Below are 1,120 nucleotides of genomic sequence, written 5' to 3'. Positions count from 1 at the left end.
CCGAAGCGGGCAACTACGGCGTCGATCACGTGGCCGTGGTCGAGGGCCTGGGTTGCAAGGCGCTGCGCGTATTCGAGCCTTTTGAAATCGCGCCAGCATTGCGCGAAGCCCAAAGGATGGCCGAAACCTTCAGGGTGCCCGTCGTGGTGGAGGTGATTCTCGAGCGGGTCACCAATATTTCCATGGGCACCGAAATCAATGCCGTCAACGAGTTCGAGCCGCTGGCCAGCTCGGCTGACGACGCCCCGACTTCGATCGTGCCGATGCAGGCACTCTAAGGAGAAACCTATGCCGCGTTTTGCTGCCAACCTGTCGATGCTGTTCACCGAGCAGGATTTTCTGTCGCGCTTCAAGGCTGCCGCCGAGGCGGGTTTCAGTGGAGTCGAGTACCTGTTTCCCTACGACTATGAGCCTGCAGCGATTCGTCATAAGCTCGATGAGCACCAGCTGACCCAGGTGCTGTTCAACCTTCCCGCTGGCGACTGGGCCAAGGGCGAGCGCGGCATCACCTGCCACCCCGACCGCGTCGAGGAGTTCCGCGCCGGCGTCGACAAGGCCATCGCATACGCCAAGGTGCTGGGCAACACCCAGGTCAACGCCCTGGCCGGCATCCGCCCACAAGGCCCGGACTGCGCCACGGTGCGCAAGACCTTCGTGGAAAACCTGCGCTACGCCGCCGACAAGCTCGAGGCCGCCGGTATTCGCCTGGTCATGGAAATGATCAACACCCGCGACATTCCGGGCTTCTACCTCAACACCACCCAGCAGGCCCTGGACATCCAGGCCGAAGTCGGCAGCGACAACCTGTTCCTGCAATACGACATCTACCACATGCAGATCATGGAAGGTGACCTGGCCCGCACCGTTGAGGCCAACCTTTCGAAGATCAACCACATCCAGCTGGCCGACAACCCCGGCCGCCACGAACCGGGCACCGGCGAGATCAACTACCGCTTCCTGTTCGCGCACCTGGACCGCATCGGCTACCAGGGCTGGGTGGGCGCCGAGTACAAGCCGCTGACCACCACCGAAGCGGGCCTGGGCTGGCTCAAGACCCATAACGCGATCTAGAAGACTGGAATGCAAAACCTGTGGGAGCGGGTTTACCCGCGAATGCTGT

1 protein-coding gene and 1 pseudogene are annotated in these 1,120 nt (G+C 62.1%); both read left to right on the top strand.

The features are described from left to right. Nucleotides 1-278, top strand: a pseudogene (locus RAC97_RS24585) (glyoxylate carboligase); the annotation flags it as partial. A gap of 10 nt (nt 279-288) precedes the next feature. Beyond that, a complete protein-coding gene (gene hyi / locus RAC97_RS24580; protein WP_375102215.1) occupies nt 289-1,071 on the top strand; it encodes a hydroxypyruvate isomerase in 783 nt (260 codons plus the stop codon). Nucleotides 1,072-1,120 lie beyond the last annotated feature (49 nt).

Origin of the sequence: Pseudomonas sp. LS_2 (assembly GCF_042709235.1) — a bacterium.
Classification (GTDB): domain Bacteria; phylum Pseudomonadota; class Gammaproteobacteria; order Pseudomonadales; family Pseudomonadaceae; genus Aquipseudomonas.
Note: the sequence above shows the minus strand (reverse complement) of the source record. Positions and strands in the feature narration are given on the sequence as shown.

What these genes read in the sequence shown, in the direction of transcription:
- hyi (WP_375102215.1), top strand. Translation starts at nt 289, where the DNA reads ATGCCGCGTTTTGCTGCCAACCTGTCGATGCTGTTCACCGAGCAGGAT.